20 protein-coding genes and 1 pseudogene are annotated in these 16,951 nt (G+C 65.6%); 11 read left to right on the top strand and 10 right to left on the bottom strand.

The annotated features are described in order from the left end of the window. Positions 1-503, top strand: a pseudogene (locus tag Q0D45_RS08000) (D-hexose-6-phosphate mutarotase); the annotation flags it as partial. Here Q0D45_RS08000 and rsgA read toward each other — a convergent pair. Continuing rightward, a complete protein-coding gene (rsgA, locus tag Q0D45_RS07995) occupies positions 500-1,537 on the bottom strand; it encodes a ribosome small subunit-dependent GTPase A (RefSeq protein WP_293390980.1) in 1,038 nt (345 codons plus the stop codon). The pseudogene Q0D45_RS08000 and the gene rsgA sit on opposite strands and share 4 nt — an antisense overlap. Positions 1,538-1,636: 99 nt before the next feature. On the opposite strand from rsgA, the gene Q0D45_RS07990 reads away from it, so the two are divergent. Beyond that, positions 1,637-2,239 carry a DUF938 domain-containing protein gene (locus Q0D45_RS07990; protein ID WP_366946385.1) on the top strand — a complete coding sequence of 201 codons (603 nt, stop codon included), beginning with the start codon at positions 1,637-1,639 and terminating at the stop codon, positions 2,237-2,239. After that, positions 2,236-2,625 carry a YchJ family metal-binding protein gene (locus Q0D45_RS07985; protein WP_293390974.1) on the top strand — a complete coding sequence of 130 codons (390 nt, stop codon included), beginning with the start codon at positions 2,236-2,238 and terminating at the stop codon, positions 2,623-2,625. Before Q0D45_RS07990 ends, Q0D45_RS07985 begins: the two co-directional genes overlap by 4 nt. Here Q0D45_RS07985 and Q0D45_RS07980 read toward each other — a convergent pair. After that, positions 2,601-3,011 (bottom strand): hypothetical protein, encoded by a 411-nt coding sequence (locus Q0D45_RS07980; protein ID WP_293390971.1) that lies wholly within the window; start codon positions 3,009-3,011, stop codon positions 2,601-2,603. The genes Q0D45_RS07985 and Q0D45_RS07980 overlap by 25 nt on opposite strands. Before the next feature lie 91 nt (positions 3,012-3,102). Here Q0D45_RS07980 and Q0D45_RS07975 point away from each other — a divergent pair, with 91 nt between their 5' ends. From Q0D45_RS07975 to Q0D45_RS07965, 3 genes are read left to right on the top strand one after another with little or no spacing between them, the layout of a single operon-like run. Next, positions 3,103-3,333, top strand: a complete 231-nt coding sequence (locus Q0D45_RS07975) for an AbrB/MazE/SpoVT family DNA-binding domain-containing protein (RefSeq protein WP_293390968.1) — start codon at positions 3,103-3,105, stop codon at positions 3,331-3,333. Further along, positions 3,333-3,719, top strand: coding sequence for a type II toxin-antitoxin system death-on-curing family toxin (locus tag Q0D45_RS07970; protein ID WP_293390966.1), 387 nt, complete (start codon positions 3,333-3,335; stop codon positions 3,717-3,719). Before Q0D45_RS07975 ends, Q0D45_RS07970 begins: the two co-directional genes overlap by 1 nt. 23 nt (positions 3,720-3,742) lie before the next feature. Then, positions 3,743-4,888, top strand: coding sequence for a mechanosensitive ion channel family protein (locus Q0D45_RS07965; protein ID WP_293390962.1), 1,146 nt, complete (start codon positions 3,743-3,745; stop codon positions 4,886-4,888). Positions 4,889-4,967: 79 nt separating this feature from the next. Here Q0D45_RS07965 and Q0D45_RS07960 read toward each other — a convergent pair whose 3' ends face one another. After that, positions 4,968-5,840 (bottom strand): fatty acid desaturase, encoded by an 873-nt coding sequence (locus Q0D45_RS07960; RefSeq protein ID WP_293390960.1) that lies wholly within the window; start codon positions 5,838-5,840, stop codon positions 4,968-4,970. A gap of 345 nt (positions 5,841-6,185) precedes the next feature. Here Q0D45_RS07960 and Q0D45_RS07955 point away from each other — a divergent pair, with 345 nt between their 5' ends. Both Q0D45_RS07955 and hutG read left to right on the top strand, forming a co-directional pair. Further along, positions 6,186-7,568 (top strand): formimidoylglutamate deiminase, encoded by a 1,383-nt coding sequence (locus tag Q0D45_RS07955; RefSeq protein ID WP_293390958.1) that lies wholly within the window; start codon positions 6,186-6,188, stop codon positions 7,566-7,568. 37 nt (positions 7,569-7,605) lie between these two features. Continuing rightward, the gene (gene hutG / locus Q0D45_RS07950) at positions 7,606-8,409 is read left to right on the top strand and encodes an N-formylglutamate deformylase (RefSeq protein WP_293390956.1); all 804 of its coding nucleotides are present in this window, start codon (positions 7,606-7,608) and stop codon (positions 8,407-8,409) included. Here the strand turns inward: hutG and Q0D45_RS07945 are convergent. From Q0D45_RS07945 to Q0D45_RS07935, 3 genes are all read right to left on the bottom strand, one after another. Beyond that, a complete protein-coding gene (locus tag Q0D45_RS07945) occupies positions 8,406-9,284 on the bottom strand; it encodes a pirin family protein (protein WP_293390953.1) in 879 nt (292 codons plus the stop codon). The genes hutG and Q0D45_RS07945 overlap by 4 nt on opposite strands. Before the next feature lie 79 nt (positions 9,285-9,363). Continuing rightward, the gene (locus tag Q0D45_RS07940) at positions 9,364-9,750 is read right to left on the bottom strand and encodes a DoxX family protein (RefSeq protein ID WP_293390950.1); all 387 of its coding nucleotides are present in this window, start codon (positions 9,748-9,750) and stop codon (positions 9,364-9,366) included. A gap of 32 nt (positions 9,751-9,782) precedes the next feature. After that, positions 9,783-10,385, bottom strand: a complete 603-nt coding sequence (locus Q0D45_RS07935) for an FMN-dependent NADH-azoreductase (RefSeq protein ID WP_293390947.1) — start codon at positions 10,383-10,385, stop codon at positions 9,783-9,785. A gap of 126 nt (positions 10,386-10,511) precedes the next feature. Between Q0D45_RS07935 and Q0D45_RS07930 the strand changes: the two genes are divergently transcribed. From Q0D45_RS07930 to Q0D45_RS07920, 3 genes are read left to right on the top strand one after another with little or no spacing between them, the layout of a single operon-like run. Next, positions 10,512-11,477 (top strand): LysR family transcriptional regulator, encoded by a 966-nt coding sequence (locus Q0D45_RS07930; RefSeq protein WP_293390944.1) that lies wholly within the window; start codon positions 10,512-10,514, stop codon positions 11,475-11,477. Further along, positions 11,474-11,881: a GFA family protein gene (locus Q0D45_RS07925; RefSeq protein ID WP_293390941.1), complete on the top strand. Its 408-nt coding sequence runs from the start codon at positions 11,474-11,476 to the stop codon at positions 11,879-11,881. The genes Q0D45_RS07930 and Q0D45_RS07925 overlap by 4 nt, the downstream gene beginning before the upstream one ends. Beyond that, the gene (locus Q0D45_RS07920; RefSeq protein WP_366946384.1) at positions 11,878-12,177 is read left to right on the top strand and encodes a YkgJ family cysteine cluster protein; all 300 of its coding nucleotides are present in this window, start codon (positions 11,878-11,880) and stop codon (positions 12,175-12,177) included. Before Q0D45_RS07925 ends, Q0D45_RS07920 begins: the two co-directional genes overlap by 4 nt. 9 nt (positions 12,178-12,186) lie before the next feature. Here Q0D45_RS07920 and Q0D45_RS07915 read toward each other — a convergent pair whose 3' ends face one another. The 4 genes from Q0D45_RS07915 to Q0D45_RS07900 all read right to left on the bottom strand — a co-directional run. Further along, on the bottom strand, positions 12,187-12,750 hold the full coding sequence (locus Q0D45_RS07915) for a RidA family protein (protein WP_293390934.1): 564 nt from the start codon (positions 12,748-12,750) through the stop codon (positions 12,187-12,189). A 38-nt stretch (positions 12,751-12,788) separates the two neighbouring features. Beyond that, positions 12,789-14,342: an FAD-dependent oxidoreductase gene (locus Q0D45_RS07910; RefSeq protein WP_293390931.1), complete on the bottom strand. Its 1,554-nt coding sequence runs from the start codon at positions 14,340-14,342 to the stop codon at positions 12,789-12,791. Between the two features lie 198 nt (positions 14,343-14,540). Further along, complete coding sequence (locus Q0D45_RS07905) at positions 14,541-16,409, bottom strand: ATP-binding cassette domain-containing protein (RefSeq protein WP_293390928.1); 1,869 nt, start codon at positions 16,407-16,409, stop codon at positions 14,541-14,543. Between the two features lie 91 nt (positions 16,410-16,500). Further along, a partial coding sequence (locus Q0D45_RS07900) for a Calx-beta domain-containing protein (protein ID WP_293390925.1) occupies positions 16,501-16,951 on the bottom strand: 451 nt, incomplete at its 5' end.

Below are 16,951 nucleotides of genomic sequence, written 5' to 3'. Positions count from 1 at the left end.
TCTGGCCGCAGGCTTTCGTCGCCGAACTGCGGGCGACGATCGGCGGCGCGCAGTTGTCGGTAACGCTGTCGGTGCGCAATCGCGGCACTGAAGCCTTCACTTTCACGGCGGCCTTGCACACCTATCTGGCGGTCGAGGATCTGGCGGCCGTTCGCGTGCTCGGCCTGCAGGGCCTGCGTTATCGCGATAGCGCGAACGGCAATGTCGTGCGCCTGGAAGCGGGCGACGAAGTGGCGATCGAAGGCGAAGTCGACCGCATCTATTTCGATGCGCCGAACGAACTGCTGCTGCGTGAGCCGCGCGCCAGCCTGCGTATCGAGCAGCAGGGTTTCTGCGACACCGTGGTCTGGAACCCGGGTGCCACGAAAGGCGCTGCGCTTGCCGATCTCGATCCGGACGGCTACCGAAAGATGCTGTGCATCGAAGCCGCCGTAGTGGGCTGTCCGGTGACCCTGGCGCCGGGCGCCAGCTGGAGCGGCACCCAGACCTTCACCGCGGATTAGCGCTTCTTCGAGCGCCGCGTCGGCATCGGCGCGCTGGCGGCTTCCAGTCGCCGTTTCTGGGTGGCGGCCAGCTCGTCGCGCAGCTTGCGGTAGTTGTCGAGCCGCTCCGGCGGCAGGCCGGCAACCACCGCGCAGCCCGGCTCGTTGCCATGGCTGCAGTCGCGGAAGCGGCAGCTGTGCGCCAGCTCGGCGATGTCCTCGAAAGCATCGGCGGTGACGTCTTCTTCGCCGCCGAGTTTCAGCTCGCGCACGCCGGGCGTGTCGATCAGGCAGGCGCCCTGCGGCAAGGTGCGCAGGCTGCGTGACGTCGTTGTGTGGCGGCCGCGATCGTCATAGGCGCGCGTCGCACCGGTACGCTCGGCTTCGTTGCCCATCAGGCTGTTGACCAGAGTCGACTTGCCGACGCCGGACGAGCCGAGCAGCACCAAGGTCTGGCCGGCGGCCAGCCACGGCGCCAGGGTCTGCTGGGCGTGGGCTTCGCGGGCATCGAGCACGAACAGCGGCGTTGCTGGCCCGGCCAGTGCCGCCACTTCGGCGCGTTGCGCGTCGATGTCGGTCGCCCGATCCGGCTTGGTCAGGATCACCACGGGCGCGACGTTCGCCGCCCGCACCATCAGCAGATAGCGTTCGAGACGGTTGGGGCTGAAATCGTTGTCCAGCGCCATCACCAGCAGCGCGGTGTCGATGTTGGCGGCGATCCGCTGCACGCCGTTGTCGCCGCGGCTGCGCAGCAGCAGGCTGGCGCGCGGCAGGTGCTCGTGAACGTACAGACTGCCGCCTTCTTCGGCGATCAGCACCCAGTCGCCGACGGCCAGACCATCGCCGGTGGTTTCCAGACGGTCGAACAGCGCGGTCAGCGTTTTCGCCTTGTGGCCGCGCTGGCCGTCGTGAACGACGAGGTGGCCGCGATGCTGCTCGATGATCCGCGCCGGCCGACCCTGCGGGTTGACCAGTGCGGCGAGGGCTGCAGTGCAGTGCGCGTTCCAGCCGATGGCGCGCAGCAGGTCTTCGTCGTTCAGCGGATTCAGGCGCAAGTCATCACGGGGTTATGGCTCAGGTGTCAGCGGTCTTTCGATGGTACGCAAAAAGCGTTTCGCTATGCTGCCGGCCCTGAACCCTTGCCCGCCGCAACCATGATCGACAAGCCGTATTCCCCTGCCAGCGAGCGCAACCGCGAACCGATCCTCGCGGTGCTGCGCGAACACTTCGCCGATCGCCGGCAGGTACTGGAAATCGGCAGCGGCACCGGCCAGCACGCGGTGCATTTCGCGGCCGCGCTGCCGCAGCTGAACTGGCAATGCGCGGACCGCGAGCCCTACCTGCCGGGCATTCGCGCCTGGCTTGATGAAGCGGCGTTGCCGAACACGCCGGTGCCGCTGGCACTCGATGTCAACGGCGCTTTTCCGGAGGCGGTGTTCGATGCCGTCTACAGCGCCAACACGCTGCACATCATGAGTGCGGCGGAAGTCGAGCTGCTGTTCGCGAAGCTGCCAGCCGTGCTCGGCGATGACGCAATATTGGCAATCTACGGCCCATTCCGTTACGGCGGTCAGCACACCAGCGCCAGCAATGCCGCGTTCGACGCCAGCCTGCGCAGCGGTAACCCGGCCAGCGGCATCCGCGATTTCGAATCGGTTGACGCGCTGGCGTCGGCGATCGGTTTGCGGCTGATCGAGGACCGGGCGATGCCGGCCAACAACCGCTGCCTGATCTGGCGGCGCGGAGTGCAGCCATGATCGGCGAAAGCGACGCCTGCCCCTGCGACAGCGGCCAGCATTACGGTGGCTGCTGCGGCCCACTGCATGACGGCTTCGCTGCCGGGACCGCCGAAGCGCTGATGCGCTCGCGCTACAGCGCCTATGTGCTGCTGCTCAAGGACTACCTGCTGGCGACCTGGCATCCGCGCACGCGGGCGGAGGATCTGAACCTCGTGACCGCGCCGCCGACTCGATGGCTGGGCCTGCAGATCCGCCAGCATCAGCAGACCGGCGAGGACCGGGCGATCGTCGAATTTGTCGCCCGTTACCGCCTCGGCGGCGGCAGCGCCGTGCGCCTGCACGAAACCAGCCGTTTCATTCGCGAAGGCGGCCGCTGGTACTACCTGGATGGCGACGTGCGCTGAGGCTCGGGCCGCGTGCTCCACCAGACGTTGGCGATCAAGGCGACCTGGATCACCAGGCGCAGCGCCAGCAGCCAGACCGGGAATTGCGGGAACAGCGTCGCTTGCTGCTGCAGCATCCAGACATTGGCCGGCGTCACCGCGACGATCAGCAGAATCAGCGCGACACCGGCCAGCGGCCGCGTCCGCTCCGGGATCAGCTGCGCGGCGAGTGCCAGTTCAACCACGCCGCTGAGATAGACGACCAGCAGCGGCTCGGGTACCCAGGGCGGCACGATCGAAGCGAAGAAGCCGGCTGCGGCGAAATGGCCGATGCCGCCGATGAAGAACCACAGGAAGGTGAAAATCAGGCCGGCGCGACGGGCTGGGCTGGCGGGGAGCTTGATCATTGCGGGGCGTCGATGGTGAAGGCGGGGTGGCGTGTGGCGAGAGGGATTATAATTTCCGTATCAACATTCGTCGTCGATCAGGAGTCCCGCCATGTATGAATTGAAAGTCCGCGCCGTCGGTTCCTCGTCTGGCGTGTTGCTGCCGAAGGAGATGATGATCGAACTGGGGCTGAAGCAGGGCGATTCGGTGTTCGCGACCAAGGCACCGGACGGCTCGTTCCGGATCACGCCGTTCGATGAAGGCTTTGCCGAGCAGATGGCTGCTGCCGAGGACGTGATGCGCGAGGACCGTGACATCCTGCGCGCACTCGCGAAGCGCTGATGAGGTTTCTTGATCGGGATGTCGTGCTGGCCATCCATGATCGGCAACTGGCGGAACATGGCGGCTTGGCGGGTGTTCGCGATTCAGGTCTGCTCGATTCGGCATTGGCTCGGCCCCGCAATCGGGAGGCGTACGGCGTCAATGATCTTTGCGAGCTTGCTGCTGCCTACGCCTACGGCATTGCGCGTGACCATCCGTTCCTTGATGGCAACAAGCGCACCGCATGGACTGTGGCAAGAACCTTCCTTGCTCTGAATGGCCGCAGGCTCAATCCTGATCGTGTCGAAGCCGTAGAACACATGGTCCAACTCGCCGAAGGCCTGCTCGACGAAGCCGGCTTTGCCACTTGGCTGGCCACTCAGCCGCTAAGGCCCGCTGCACGCTGATATATGAACGTATCCCTGATTCGATGAATGACCTGATCTCCTACCTGAGCACGCTCGATCGCGTGCTGGTCCGCAACCCTCTCAGCGACTGGCTGGTGGCCGTGGCCGTGGCGCTGGCCATCGTGCTCGTGGTGTTTGCGGTGCAGCGGCTGCTGATCCGCTGGCTGTCGAACTGGCAGCGGCCGAAGGCGACCAAGATGGATCCGGCGCTGATCAACGCCGTCGAGTCGACCAAGCTGTGGCTGATCGTCTTCGTGGCGCTGTACTTCGGCAGCCAGTATCTGGAACTCGGCAAGAAGACCGCGCTGATCCTCGATCGCATCGTCACCGCGGCGGTGCTGCTGCAGGTGGGCATGTGGCTGGGGGCGATCCTCGATTTCTGGGTCGCTACCTCACGGGTACGCGCCGAGCAGCACGATGTCGGCACCGCCACCAGCCTGTCGGCGCTGAACTTCATCGGCAAGCTGCTGCTGTGGATGGTGATGCTGCTGTTCATCCTCGACAACCTCGGCATCAACGTCACCGCGCTGGTCGCGAGTTTGGGCATCGGTGGCATCGCGGTGGCGCTGGCGGTGCAGAACATCCTCGGCGATCTGTTCGCGTCCCTGTCGATCGTCGTCGACAAGCCGTTCGTGATCGGTGATGCGATGGCGGTCGACGGTTTTTCGGGCACCGTCGAGCATGTGGGCCTGAAAACCACGCGCCTGCGCGCCGACACCGGCGAGCAGCTGATCTTCTCGAACAGCGATCTGCTCAAGGCGCGCCTGCGCAACTACAAGCGCATGTATGAGCGCCGCGTGGTGATGATGGTGGATGTCGAGTTCGCCACACCGGTCGACGTCGTCGAAACGATTCCTGGAATGCTGCGCGACATCGTTGCCAGTCAGGAGAAGACGCGTGTCGATCGCGCGCATTTGAAGGCGCTGGTCGGCGGCGCTTACCAGTTCGAGCTGGTCTACTGGATGATCGACCCGGACTACGGGCTGTACATGAATACCCGCCAGCAAGTGCTGCTGACCATCGTCCGCCGCTTCGAGGCCGACGGCATCCGCTTCTTGTTCCCGTACAGCGGCAGCAGCCGCGAACTGCTGGCAGCCGTGGCCCAGCTTTCAGTCCAGGCTACTCACCAACTGGGCAGCGGCAGCGAAGCCCCGGAGGGCAAGCGGTGAGCGAGCCCGCCAAGACCGAGGCGCTGCTGCGTGGCGAGATCATTCCGGTGACGCCGTTCCAGCAGAGTTCTGAGCCGAGCTAGCTCAGCTTCAGCAGCGGCACCACCGGTGTGCCCAGTCGAGTGAATTCCGCTTCGCGCAACCGCCAGATCTTCAGGTAGCGATAGAACGGCACGCTCGGAAACAGGTGATGGATCACGTGGTAGTTCTGGTACAGGAACAGCCACTTCATCACCGGCTCGCCGCCCTCGCGCACATTGGTCGCCGCATACGGGTTGTGCGTCTGTGCAACCTCGTGCGGGTAATGCGGCAGATAGTCGAACGCGAACGCCAGCCAAGTGAGTGCGATCCGTGATGGCAGCAACCAGTACAGCGTTGCTTCCATGCCGAAGCCGAACACCCAGCTCAGGCCGTAGCCGGTCAACAGGCCGCCGGTGACGACGATGATCTGGATCCGTTCCCGGGTCGTCACCTGTGCCCATTCGCGCAGGATCACGGCGACGTACATCAGGTCCAACGTCGCCCACTGCAGTGGCAGGCGCCAGGCCGGGCCGCGGCCGCTCCACCAGTCCGGATCCTTGTCCGGATCGTTGGTGTTGCGGTGATGCGAGAAGTGCACGTAGCGGAATGCCGCGCCGGTGACCACCGGGCCGAGGAAGCCGCCGGCGACGGTCGCGATGACATCGTTCAGCAGCGGATGCCCGCGCATGAACGAGCGATGCACGCCGTCATGCAGCACCGTGAAGTGCATGAATACGGCGACGGTCTGGATCGCGATCGCCGCTGCAGGCGGTAGCCAGCCGGTCAGCGCGCCGTGTAGGCCGATACCCCACAGCGCCAATGCTGCGACGAACAGCAGCATGGTCGGCCAGGCGACGGCTGGCGGCTGATAAAGCGCATCCTTCGGAACTTTCGGGCGCGGCGCGGCTGGGACGTTGATGGCAGTGGACATGGCAGTTCACGAGGTTGAAACGGGATGAAGGCGGATCGGAAGCAACGCCTGTCCAGTTAAATTAACAGCGATGATTTAAAGGCGCTAGCCGGCGGTGGGCGTCACCTGCGCTTCGTTGATCGCAGCGATCCCGCCGGTGTCACGCGGAGCGGCGTTTACCCGTGCAGCGCGTCGAGGGGGAAACACTATTCACCTTGGCTGCGCTTGGCCTCAATATGCCGAAATGCTGCAGCTTGCAGACCGTGAGTTGAACTGTCAGAACCCGGTGATCGGCCCATAGGCGACCCGCCTCCGGATTGCGTAATCTTCGCGCCAGCCAACCGCACTCGACCCCACCGACCCGCCATGTCCCGCTATCTCGCGCCGTCTGCCTTGCTCGCCACCGGCTGGAACGACCAGGTTCTGTTCGAGGTCGCCGATGATGGCCTGATCACCGCGATCACGCCGCGCGCCGCAGCCGCCGACATCGGCGCAGCCGAAGTGCTCAATGGTGCCGTCGTGCCGGGCATGCCCTGCCTGCACTCGAACGCGTTCCAGCGCGGCATGGCCGGGCTGACCGAGAAGGGCGGTCCGCAGGGCGACAGCTTCTGGTCCTGGCGCAAGCTGATGTACCGCTTCCTCGAAGGCCTGCGGCCGGATGATGTCGAAGCGATCGCCACGCAGGTCTACATCGAGATGCTGCGCGCCGGCTACACCAGCGTCGCCGAGTTCCACTACCTGCATCACGACGCCGACGGCCGGCCGTATGCGAACCGTGCGGAAGTCGGCGAGCGACTGCTGGCGGCGGCGGACGCCACCGGCATCGCCCAGACCCTGCTGCCGGTGCTCTACGCACACGACAATTTTGGCGGGACACCGCCCACCATCGGCCAGCGCCGCTTCATCAATGACGCAGCGGGCTACGGGCAGATCGTCGAAGCGCTGATGAAAGCGGTGCAGGGTCATCCGGCCCAGCGCATCGGCATTGCGCCGCACAGCTTGCGGGCGGTGACGCCGGCGCAGCTCACGGCGGCGGTCAGCCTCGCCGACAGCCTGCCGCCGGGCATGCCGATCCATCTGAACCTGGCCGCGCAGCTCAAGGAAGTGAACGACTGCCTGGCCTGGTCCGGTCAGCGTCCAGTGGCCTGGCTGCTCGATCATGTCGCCGTCGACGGTCGCTGGTGCCTGCTGCACGCCACCCATACCGAGATCGTCGAGGCCGAACGCCTGGCGCGCAGCGGTGTTGTCGCCGGTCTGTGCCCGACCACCGAAGGCGATCTCGGCGACGGCTTCTTCAACGCGGTGCCCTATCTCAGAGCCGGCGGCCGCATCGGCATCGGCAGCGACAGCCATGTCGGCGTCGATCCGTTCCTCGAGCTGAAGCTGTTCGAGTACGGCCAGCGCCTGCGCTTCGAACGCCGCAACGTGCTCGCCAAAGGCATCGGCGATTCTCTAGGCGGCCATCTCTACCGGATCACCGCAGCCGGCGGCGCCCAGGCGCTCGGCCAGCCGGTCGGCAGCCTCGCGGTCGGCAACCGGGCCGACTGGCTGGTGCTCAACGATGACGATCCCGCGCTTGCCGAACAGCGTCACGACGGCCTGCTCGACGCCGCGATCTTCGGCCCGGCGCGGCAGCCGGTGCGCGATGTCATGGTCGCCGGGCGCTGGGTAGTGCGCGATGGTCAGCATCCTCAGGCAGCAGCGAGCTTCGCCCGCTATCGCCAAGTGATGAAGAGGTTGCTTGCGTGAAATCCCTGCGCGCCGGCGTTGGGGCTCGGGGCCTGAGATGACCGCCCCGCTGCAAATGCTGATTCGCGGCCGTTCGCCGCTGATCATCAACATTCCGCACGCCGGCACCAGCTTGCCGCCGGGTTATGCGGAGCGGCTCAGCGAGGCGGCTCGCGTGTTACCGGATACCGACTGGCATCTGCCCTTCCTGTTCCACTTCGCGGTGTATGCCGGCGCCACCTTGATGGCGGCCACCCACTCGCGTTATGTGATCGATCTGAACCGCGATCCCGGCGGCGAATCCCTGTATCCCGGCATCGATCTGCCTGGGCTGGTCGCCGATACCACCTTCGCTCGGGATGACATCTATCGTCCCGGCTTCGCACCGGACGCAACCCAGATCAACGAGCGCTGCCAGCGTTACTGGGATCCGTATCACGACACCTTGGCCGAACAGATTGCCGCGCTGCATGCACGGCACGGCCACGCGATCCTGCTCGATGCCCATTCGGTGCGCGCCGAGGTGCCACGCCTGTTCGCCGGACGTCTGCCGGATCTGAATCTTGGCTGCTGCGAGGGCCGCAGCTGCGATCCCTCGCTACGCCAGATCGCCGCCACCGCACTGGGCGCCGATCCGTCCTACTCGCTGAGCGTCGACGGCCTGTTCAAGGGCGGCTACACGACGCGCAACTACGGCATTCCGCAGATGGGCCTGCACGCGCTGCATCTGGAGATCGTCCAGGCTGGCTATCTCGATGAAAACAATCCACAGGAGTGGAATCCGGCGCGTGCCGAGCCGCTGCAGGCGGTGCTGAAGCGGCTGGTCAAGGCGCTGGTCGACTGGCGGCCGAAGCCAGCTTAAGCCGCCTGGGTCAGCGTGCCGTCGTTGTAGTCGCGGATCGCCTGCTCGATTTCCTCGCGGGTGTTCATCACGAACGGGCCGTACTGCACCACCGGCTCGCGGATCGGCTGGCCGGCGATCAGCACCAGCCGCGCACCCTGGGCACCGGCGACGATCGTCACCTGCTCGCCCGGCGTCAGCACGCCAGCTGCCTGCGCCGGAAGTGCCTTCGCAGCCGCACCTTCACCAATGCTCACGCTGCCTTCATAGGCGTAGACGAAAGCGTTGTGACCGGCGGCAATCGCCTGCTGATGACGCGCTCCGGCCGGCAGATCGAGATCGATGTAGAGCGGATCGGTGGACAGCCGCCGCGCCGAGCCATTGATCGGTCCGTCAAGCGTCTGCGCGCCGATCTGCACCGAGCCGGCGATCACCTTGATGCTGCCGCCATCGGGCAGCGTTGCAAGCGGAATCTCGGCAGCCGGAATGTCGCGATACCAGGCCGGCGACAGTTTCTCTTTGCCCGGCAGATTGAGCCAAAGCTGGAAGCCGCGCATCCGCCCGCTTTCCTGCAAAGGCATTTCCGAGTGGATCACGCCGCGGCCGGCGCTCATCCACTGCACACCACCGGGGCCGAGGTCACCGACATTGCCGAGATGATCGCGATGCTGCATGCGGCCGTCGAGCATGTAGGTGACGGTCTCGAAGCCGCGATGCGGATGGGCCGGAAAGCCGGCGATGTAGTCGCCGGGGTTGTCGGTGCCGAACTCGTCGAGCATCAGGAACGGGTCCAGATACAGGCCGCGCTGGGCGCCGATCGACCGGCGCAGCTTGACCCCGGCGCCATCGCTGGTCGGGATCGACGGGATCACGTGCTGCAGAGTGCGAGTGCTCATGGAAGTCTCCGGTGATCGGGTGAGAAAGGGTGCGGCGCCATCGCCTGAAGACGATGGTGCCGAGTCATCGCGCCGCGGCTCAGCCCTTGCGCTTCGCATCCAGGCTCAAGGCGCCCGGACCATTGGCGGCCAGGATCAGGAAGCCGCCAGCCACCGACACGTTCTTGAGGAACAGGGTCATCTGCATCTGGTCGGCGAAGTTCGAGTGGAAAAGCGCGGCGGCGACGACCGAGAAACCGGCCAGCGCCAGCGCCACGAGGCGGGTCTGGAAGCCGACGATGATCGCCAGCGCGCCGCCAACTTCCAGCGCGATCACCAGCGGCAGCAGCGCGCCGGGCACGCCGGCCGAAGCCATATAGCCCGCGGTGCCGGCATAGCCGGTGATCTTCGAAATGCCGGCCAGCAGAAACATCAGCGCCAGCAGGATGCGGCCGGCGAGTTCGACGGAGGGGTAGGTCTTGTTCATGGTTGCGGGTGCTCGTTCGTGTGGTTTGAGAGTCAGGCTGCCAGCTTGGCGATGGCGTCGTTGGCCTTGCTGATCGCGGCGTCCTTCTGCTCCGGACCATAGGCGATCCCTTCGGCGTAGACGAACTCGACGTCGGTGATGCCGATGAAGCGCAGGAAATCCCGCACGTAGCTGGTCTGGGTATCGAGTGGGGTGCCGACGTACAGGCCGCCGCGCGTTGCGAACACATAGGCCTTCTTGCCGGTGACCAGGCCCACCGGGCCTTCGGCGGTGTAGCGGAAGGTTTCACCGGCGCGGGCGATGTGGTCGATCCAGCTCTTCAGCTGCGAGGGCACGCCGAAGTTGTACATCGGCAGACCGAGCACCAGCACATCTGCCGACTTCAACTCGGCGATCAAGGCGTCGGAATAGGCGATGACGCTGTTCTGCTCGGCTGTGCGCTCGGCGGCCGGCGTGGTGAACGCGGCGAAGCGGCGGCCATCGAGATGCGGGACCGGATCGCTGGCGACATCACGAACCAGCTTGCTGCTGCCCGGATGGGCGGCGAGATAGGTGGCGACGAAGCGGTCGGCAAGCTGGCTGGACTGGCCTTGGCCGGCGAACAGGCTGGCGTTGATCTGGAGCAGGGTGGTCATCGTGTGTCTCCTGAAGCGGTGCGTTGGGGCTGTGTTTCGGTGCGAGCATTTGACGATTGATTGATGAGATAAAAAAGCATAAGTTTTCGCGCTTAATCATCGAATGATTCGATCATAGAGTTCGCCATGGCGACGCCCCGCATCACCCTCGAGCAATGGCGCGCACTGATGCAGGTCGTCGATTCCGGCGGTTACGCACAGGCGGCCGAGGCGCTGCACAAGAGCCAGTCGGCGATCACCTACGCCGTGCAGCAGATCGAATCCCGCCTCGGCGTCAAAGCCTTCGAGGTGCAGGGCCGGAAAGCGGTGCTGACCGCTACCGGCCAATTGCTCTATCGCCGCGCCAAGGCCTTGCTCGACGAGGCCGCCGGGCTGGAGCGCGCCGCAGGCCAGCTATCCGCCGGCTGGGAAGCCGAACTGCGGCTGGCGGTGGAAGTGATCTTCCCGAACCGGGTGCTACTGCCGGCGCTGGCAGCGTTCGGCGAGGTCAGCCCGCATACCCGTATCGAGCTGATCGAATCGGTGATCGGTGGCACCTCGGAGGCGCTGCTGAGCGGCCGGGTCGATCTGGCGATTGCGCCGGTGATTCCGCAGGGTTTTCTCGGCGAGCCGCTGATGCCGCTCAAGTTCCTGCCGGTCGCGCATCCGGATCACCCGCTGCACCAGCTCGGCCGGCCGCTGACCTCGACCGATCTGCGCAACCACCGTCACCTCGTGGTCCGCGATTCCGGCGCCGCCCGCGATCCCGGCCAGGTTTCGCACGATGCCAAGCAGCGCTGGGTGGTCAGCCAGATGTCGACCTCGATCCAGGCGGTGGCGATGGGCTACGGCTTCGCGTGGTTCCCGGAGGAAAAGATCACCGACGAACTGGCCGCCGGCCGGCTCAAGGCGCTGCCACTGCGTGATGGTGGCGAGCGACATCTGACCCTCTATCTGATCTTCGCTGACCGCGACTACGCCGGCCCCGGCCTGCTCAGGCTCGCCGAAATCCTGAGCGAAACGGCAGCGGCCAACTGCGCCGCCGTACGCGCCGAAGCCGCCGCCGGGCATACTTCAAGGACCAAAAAAAACACCAGGAGGAGAGCGACATGAATATCGAAGGTGGCTGTTACTGCGGCGCCGTCCGCTATCGCGCCGAAGCCGAACCGCAGATGCGTGCGCAGTGCCATTGCCGCGAATGTCAGTACATCAGCGGCGGCAGCCCGAACGTCGTCGTCGGCCTGCCGGAAGCGCAGTTCTCGTACGTGAAAGGCAAGCCGGTGGTGTTCAAGCGCCAGGATCTGGATCAGCCGGTGATCCGCGAATTCTGTGGCGCCTGCGGCACGCCGCTGACTTCACGGGCGCCGGGAATCCCCGGCATCGTGCTGGTCAAGGTCGGCTCGCTCGACAAGCCCGATCTGTTTGGCAAGGCCGACTTCGTGGTCTTCACGATCGACAAGCAGAGCTTCCACGCGCTGCCTGAAGGCGTGCCTGCGTTCGAGCGGATGCCGGCCTGAACCTCGTGATTTCCGCAGCCGGCGCCTTGCCAAGGGCAATCAACTGCCGCGCCGGCTGCGGCGCCTGCTGCATCGCGCCGTCGATCTCTTCGCCAATCCCCGGCATGCCCCACGGCAAACCAGCCGGCGTGCGCTGCGTGCAACTGCTGGACGACGAACGCTGCGCGATCTTCGGTGACCCGAGCCGGCCTGCGGTCTGCGCCGGGCTCAAGCCCAGTGCCGAGATGTGCGGTGTCAGCCGCGAGCAGGCGCTGTCCTTTCTCGGCCGGCTCGAACGGGCCACCGCACCCGGCTGAAGCCTTCGGTCACTTCGCGTCGGGCGTTGCCTTGGCCTTGTCGCCACCATGGCGATGCACGGCGATCAGATCGATCTCGACCAGCGCGCCCGGCAACACCAGCCCGGCAACCTTGACCGTCGAACGCGCCGGCTTGTTCGGCTGTGCAGGCGCGCCGAACACTGTCGAGAACGCCGCGTTCATGCCGGCGAAATCGATCTCGCCGCCCTTGGCCGGATCGCCGACCAGGTAGACGGTGGCCGACACCACGTCGCCGTAGTTCAAGCCCAGCGACTTCAGCGTCTCGCCAAGCTTCTTCAGCACCGACGCAGTCTGGATTTCGGTATTGCCGTAAGCCTCGACCGTTCCCTTCGGCGCCTGGGCATTGGCGACATCGGGCAGGTTGCCGCTCAGATAGGTCGTCGAATAACCGTGCGGCACAGTCACCGCGGCGGCGATCGGAAACTTGGGATCGCCGAGCGACGTGCGGGTGACTTCGTCGTGTGCCTGCACGGCAAAGCCGGTGGACAGCAGCACGCCGGCGGCGAGCCAGGACAGCGTGCGGCGACGTGGGGACTGGGAAGGGTTGGTCATGGGTCTAGCTCCTCGTTCTTTCGTTTGTCGTTCTGGTGTCAGGCCGCAGCGTTGCGTTCGGCGATCAGCTTCAGCACCCGATGCGCCGACTGCGCCGAGCCTTCCTGCCAGCCGCTGATGTGGCTCATGTGCTCGCCGGCAAGATAGACGCGGCCGTCCGGCTGGTCGAGCAGGCGGTAGACGGCGTTGTAGGGCTCTTCCCAGTGCGTCCACGGTGCCAGGTTGTAGGGCACGTGATTCCAGGCCACGGTGAGGCCGCGCGTCAGCAATTGGGAGCGTCCGGGAAACAGCGCTTCGATGGCATCGCGCGAAGCCTGCAGCCTTTGCGGAATGCTTTGCTGCATGAAGCGCAGCGCCACGTCATCGAAGTTGTAGCAGCCGATCAGCACGCCACTGGGCTGGAAGTAGCCGCCGCTGGGATACCAGATCAGCTGCACGTCGCGCTTGACGAAGCTCAGGCCGCCGTAGATCTGGCGATCGGTCTCCCAGAAGCGCGGCGACTGCCAGGCGATCTTGTTGGCGCCACCGGATGGAATCTGCCGGATGCCCTCGGCAAACGGTTTCGAGAAATTGGCCGGAACGTTTTCCAGCACCCGCGGCGGAATGGTGCAGATGCAGTAGTCGGCGCTGACCGTCTGCACACGGCCGGTCTTCTTGTCGCGGTAGACGATCTTCACGTCCTGATCGCCGTTGCGGATTTCCTTCACTTCGCTGCCGAGGCGGACGACCGATTTCAGCCGCTCGTGAAACGCCTTCGGGATGCGATCCATGCCGCCGACCGGCTGAAACATGGTCGGCTGCATCTCGAAGGTGTCGTCGAACAGAGGGCCCTGCCAGAACACCGGATCGAGCAGGGTCGGCAGGCTCAGCGGCTCGCGCAGCACACCGACCGCATCGCCGGCCGTGGGAAAGGCGCTGTAACCGGCGCGGCTCGAGCCCGCGTAATGCAGGTTCTTGTCGAGATTGCCGTAGCCGCTCAGGAAGCCGAGAAAGCTTTCGATGTCGACGCCGGTCAGCTCCTGATCGAGCGCGTGCTGGCTGGTGCACTTGGCCAGCAGCTCGGAGACCTGGCCGCGCATGTCGTGCACCGCCTGGCGCATCTCGATCGGCTTGCCGCCGTTGGCGGTATCCGACTGCAGCAGCGCGCTGCGGCTCATGTTCACTTCCACTTCCAGCGCCACGCCGAACTCACGGCAATAGCCGAGGATGGTCTGGTGATGGCTCGGCAGTCGCGCCGGGCCGGCGTTGAAGTAGTGGCCGTTGTCGAACTCGCAGATTTGCCGGCTGCCATCGTCCATCTCGATGCGATCGCCCTTGCGCACCGTCCAGTTGCGGCCGCCGACTCTATCGCGCGCTTCGAGCACGATGCACTGGTAGCCGGCCTTGCCGAGTTCCCAGGCCGAGATCAGCCCGGCGATGCCGGCGCCGAGGATCACCACCTTGCGGCCTCGGCCACTGCCGGCCGTCAGCTGCGGCGTGGTGGCGAGCCCCGGCATGGCCACCAGTCCGAGCGCACGCATCGCGCTCCAGGCCGCTTTACGGCCTCCGGCCGCAGCGAGTGCAGTGACGAACTGACGGCGGCTGATCGGCATGGCGCATTCCCCGGCCCGGGAGCCGGGCGATGGGGAAGCGGCAGCGAAATTCGTGCCGCGCTGCTGCAGGTTCAGCGGATCGGCGCATAGGGCGGCCCATGGCCGCCATCGGCTCTCATCGACAAGCCGAGTCGGCGGCCATGGGCCGCCCTACGAAGTTGGTTTCCTTCCCCCGCGAGCGGGGGAAGGAAAGCCACATCAAGCGCTCAACGCTTCCAGCTGCTCATTCGCAGCAATCCACTCTTCTTCCGTCTCGGCCAGTTTCTTCTTGGCCGCTGCCTGCTCCTTCTGGAGCTTGGTGAAATCCCATTTCTTCTCCGGCGCATACAGCGCCGGGTCGGCGAGCTTCACGGTCAACGTGTCGACGTCCTTGGTCAGCTTGGCCATGGTCTGATCGAGCTTGCGCACGGTGTCCTTCAGCGCCTTGGTCTGGGCGGCGATTTCCTCGGCGCTCTTCTGCGGCTTCTTGTCCTTCTTCTTGCCGCTGCCCGGGTTCAGCTCGCGCGAGTTCAGCCACTTGGCGTAATCGTCGAGATCGCCCACGAACGGCCGGCAGCCGCCTTCTGCAACCAGCCACAGCTGGTCGCAGGTCGAGGTCAGCAGATGGCGGTCATGGGAGACCACCATCACCGCGCCGACGAACTCCAGCATCGCGGTTTCGAGCGCATGGCGCATGTCGAGATCGAGATGGTTGGTCGGTTCGTCGAGCAGCAACAGGTTCGGTTTCTGGTAGACCACCATCGCCAAGGCGAGTCGTGCTTTCTCGCCGCCGGAGAACGGTTCGACGTTCTCGTAGACGCGATCGCCCTTGAAGTTGAAGCCGCCGAGGAAGCTGCGCAGGCCCTGCTCGGTGGCGTTCGGATCGAGGCGCTTCAGATGCAGGATCGGCGAAGCGTTCGGATCGAGACTGTCGGTGGTGTGCTGGGCGAAGTAGCCGACTCTCAGATAACCGTCGCGCATCGCATCGCCCTTCAGCGGCGGGATGGCGCCAGCGATGGTCTGCACCAGCGTGGATTTGCCGGCGCCGTTCGGGCCGAGCAGGCCGATGCGCTCGCCGGGAGCGATCAGCATCCGCACGTTCTTCAGGATCACTTTCTCGCCGTAGCCGCAGACCACGTCGTCGAAGCGCACCAGCGGTGACGGCAGGCGATCCGGCTCGGAGAACGAGAAGCTGAACTCGGAATCGGCATGGACCGCCGACACCAGTTCCATGCGCTCCAGCGCCTTGATGCGGCTCTGCGCCTGCGTGGCCTTGGAGGCACTGGCGCGGAAGCGGTTGATGAACTTCTGCAGATGGGCGACCTGCTTCTGCTGCTTGACGAACATGCCTGCCTGCAAGGTCATCTTCTCGGCGCGAGTGCGCTCGAAGGTCGAATAGTTGCCGGTGTACAGCGTCGCCTTGGTGCCTTCCAGATGCAGCGTGTGGGTAGTGATGGCGTCGAGGAACTCGCGATCATGCGAGATCACCATCATCGTGCCCGGATAGGTGCTGAGCCAGCTCTGCAGCCAGATCACGGCATCGAGATCGAGATGGTTGGTCGGCTCGTCGAGCAGCAGCACGTCGGAGCGGCACATCAGCGCGCGGGCCAGATTCAGACGCATGCGCCAGCCGCCGGAGAAATCGGCGACGGCGGTCTGCTGTGCTTCCTGACTGAAGCCGAGACCATGGAGCAGGGCGGCGGCACGAGCGCGCGCGGCGTAACCGCTGATGTCGTTCAGGCGCTCGTGGATGGCGCTGATCTTGTCGATGTCCAGCGCGTCTTCGGCCTTGACCAGGCGCCGTTCCAGCTCGCGCAGCTCGACATCGCCATCGAGTGCGAACTCGATCGCCAGATCGGGCAGGGACGGCGTGTCCTGGGCCACGGTGGCGACCGCCAGGTTCTTCAGCGAGCTCAGCTCACCCTTGTCCGGCGCCAGCTGACCGAGCACGGCGGCGAACAGGGTCGACTTGCCGGTGCCGTTGCGGCCGATGACGCCGCAGCGCCAGCCCGGATGGATCGTGAAATTGGCATCTTCAAGCAGCGGACGCGGGCCGCGGCGAAGGGTGAGGCGAGAGGCGGAGATCATCCGCGCAGTTTACCGGCTGGCGCGATTCTTGGTGCGCTGCAGCACTGCGTCGGGGCCGGCGCGGCGAAAATCCTCGCCGGCCTCGCTGTCCTCAGTCGTTGTCGACGATCGTCACCGTGCCGCTGGCAGGGCTGCCGAGCGTGGCGGTCTGCGGGTTGCTCAAGCGGATCAGGATGGTTTCCGGGTTCTCTTTCAGCTTGTCGTTGAGGATCGCCACGGTGAACGTCTTGCTCGCGGCGTCACCGCTGGCCCAGACCAGCCTGCCGGCCTTGGCGGTGTAATCGCTGCCGGCCATCGCCAGGCCGTTGGCGGTGGTGTAGTCGATCGCCGCCGTGCCGTAGCTGCCGCCGCTGCGCGTCACGGTGACGGTGGCCACGCCGCCGGCCTCGTTGACCGTATAGCTCGTCGACGACAGTGCCAGCGTGCCGGGCGCGCCGTCGTTGTCGATGATGCTGAGCGTCTGGGTTTTCGTCGCGCCGAGCACCGCGCCGCCGCCCGGCGCGCTCAGGCTCAGGGTGATCGTTTCGTTGGCTTCGGCGGCG

Source organism: Nevskia sp., from assembly GCF_023266035.1.
Lineage (GTDB): Bacteria > Pseudomonadota > Gammaproteobacteria > Nevskiales > Nevskiaceae > Nevskia.
This window is presented reverse-complemented; position numbering and strand designations above follow the sequence as displayed.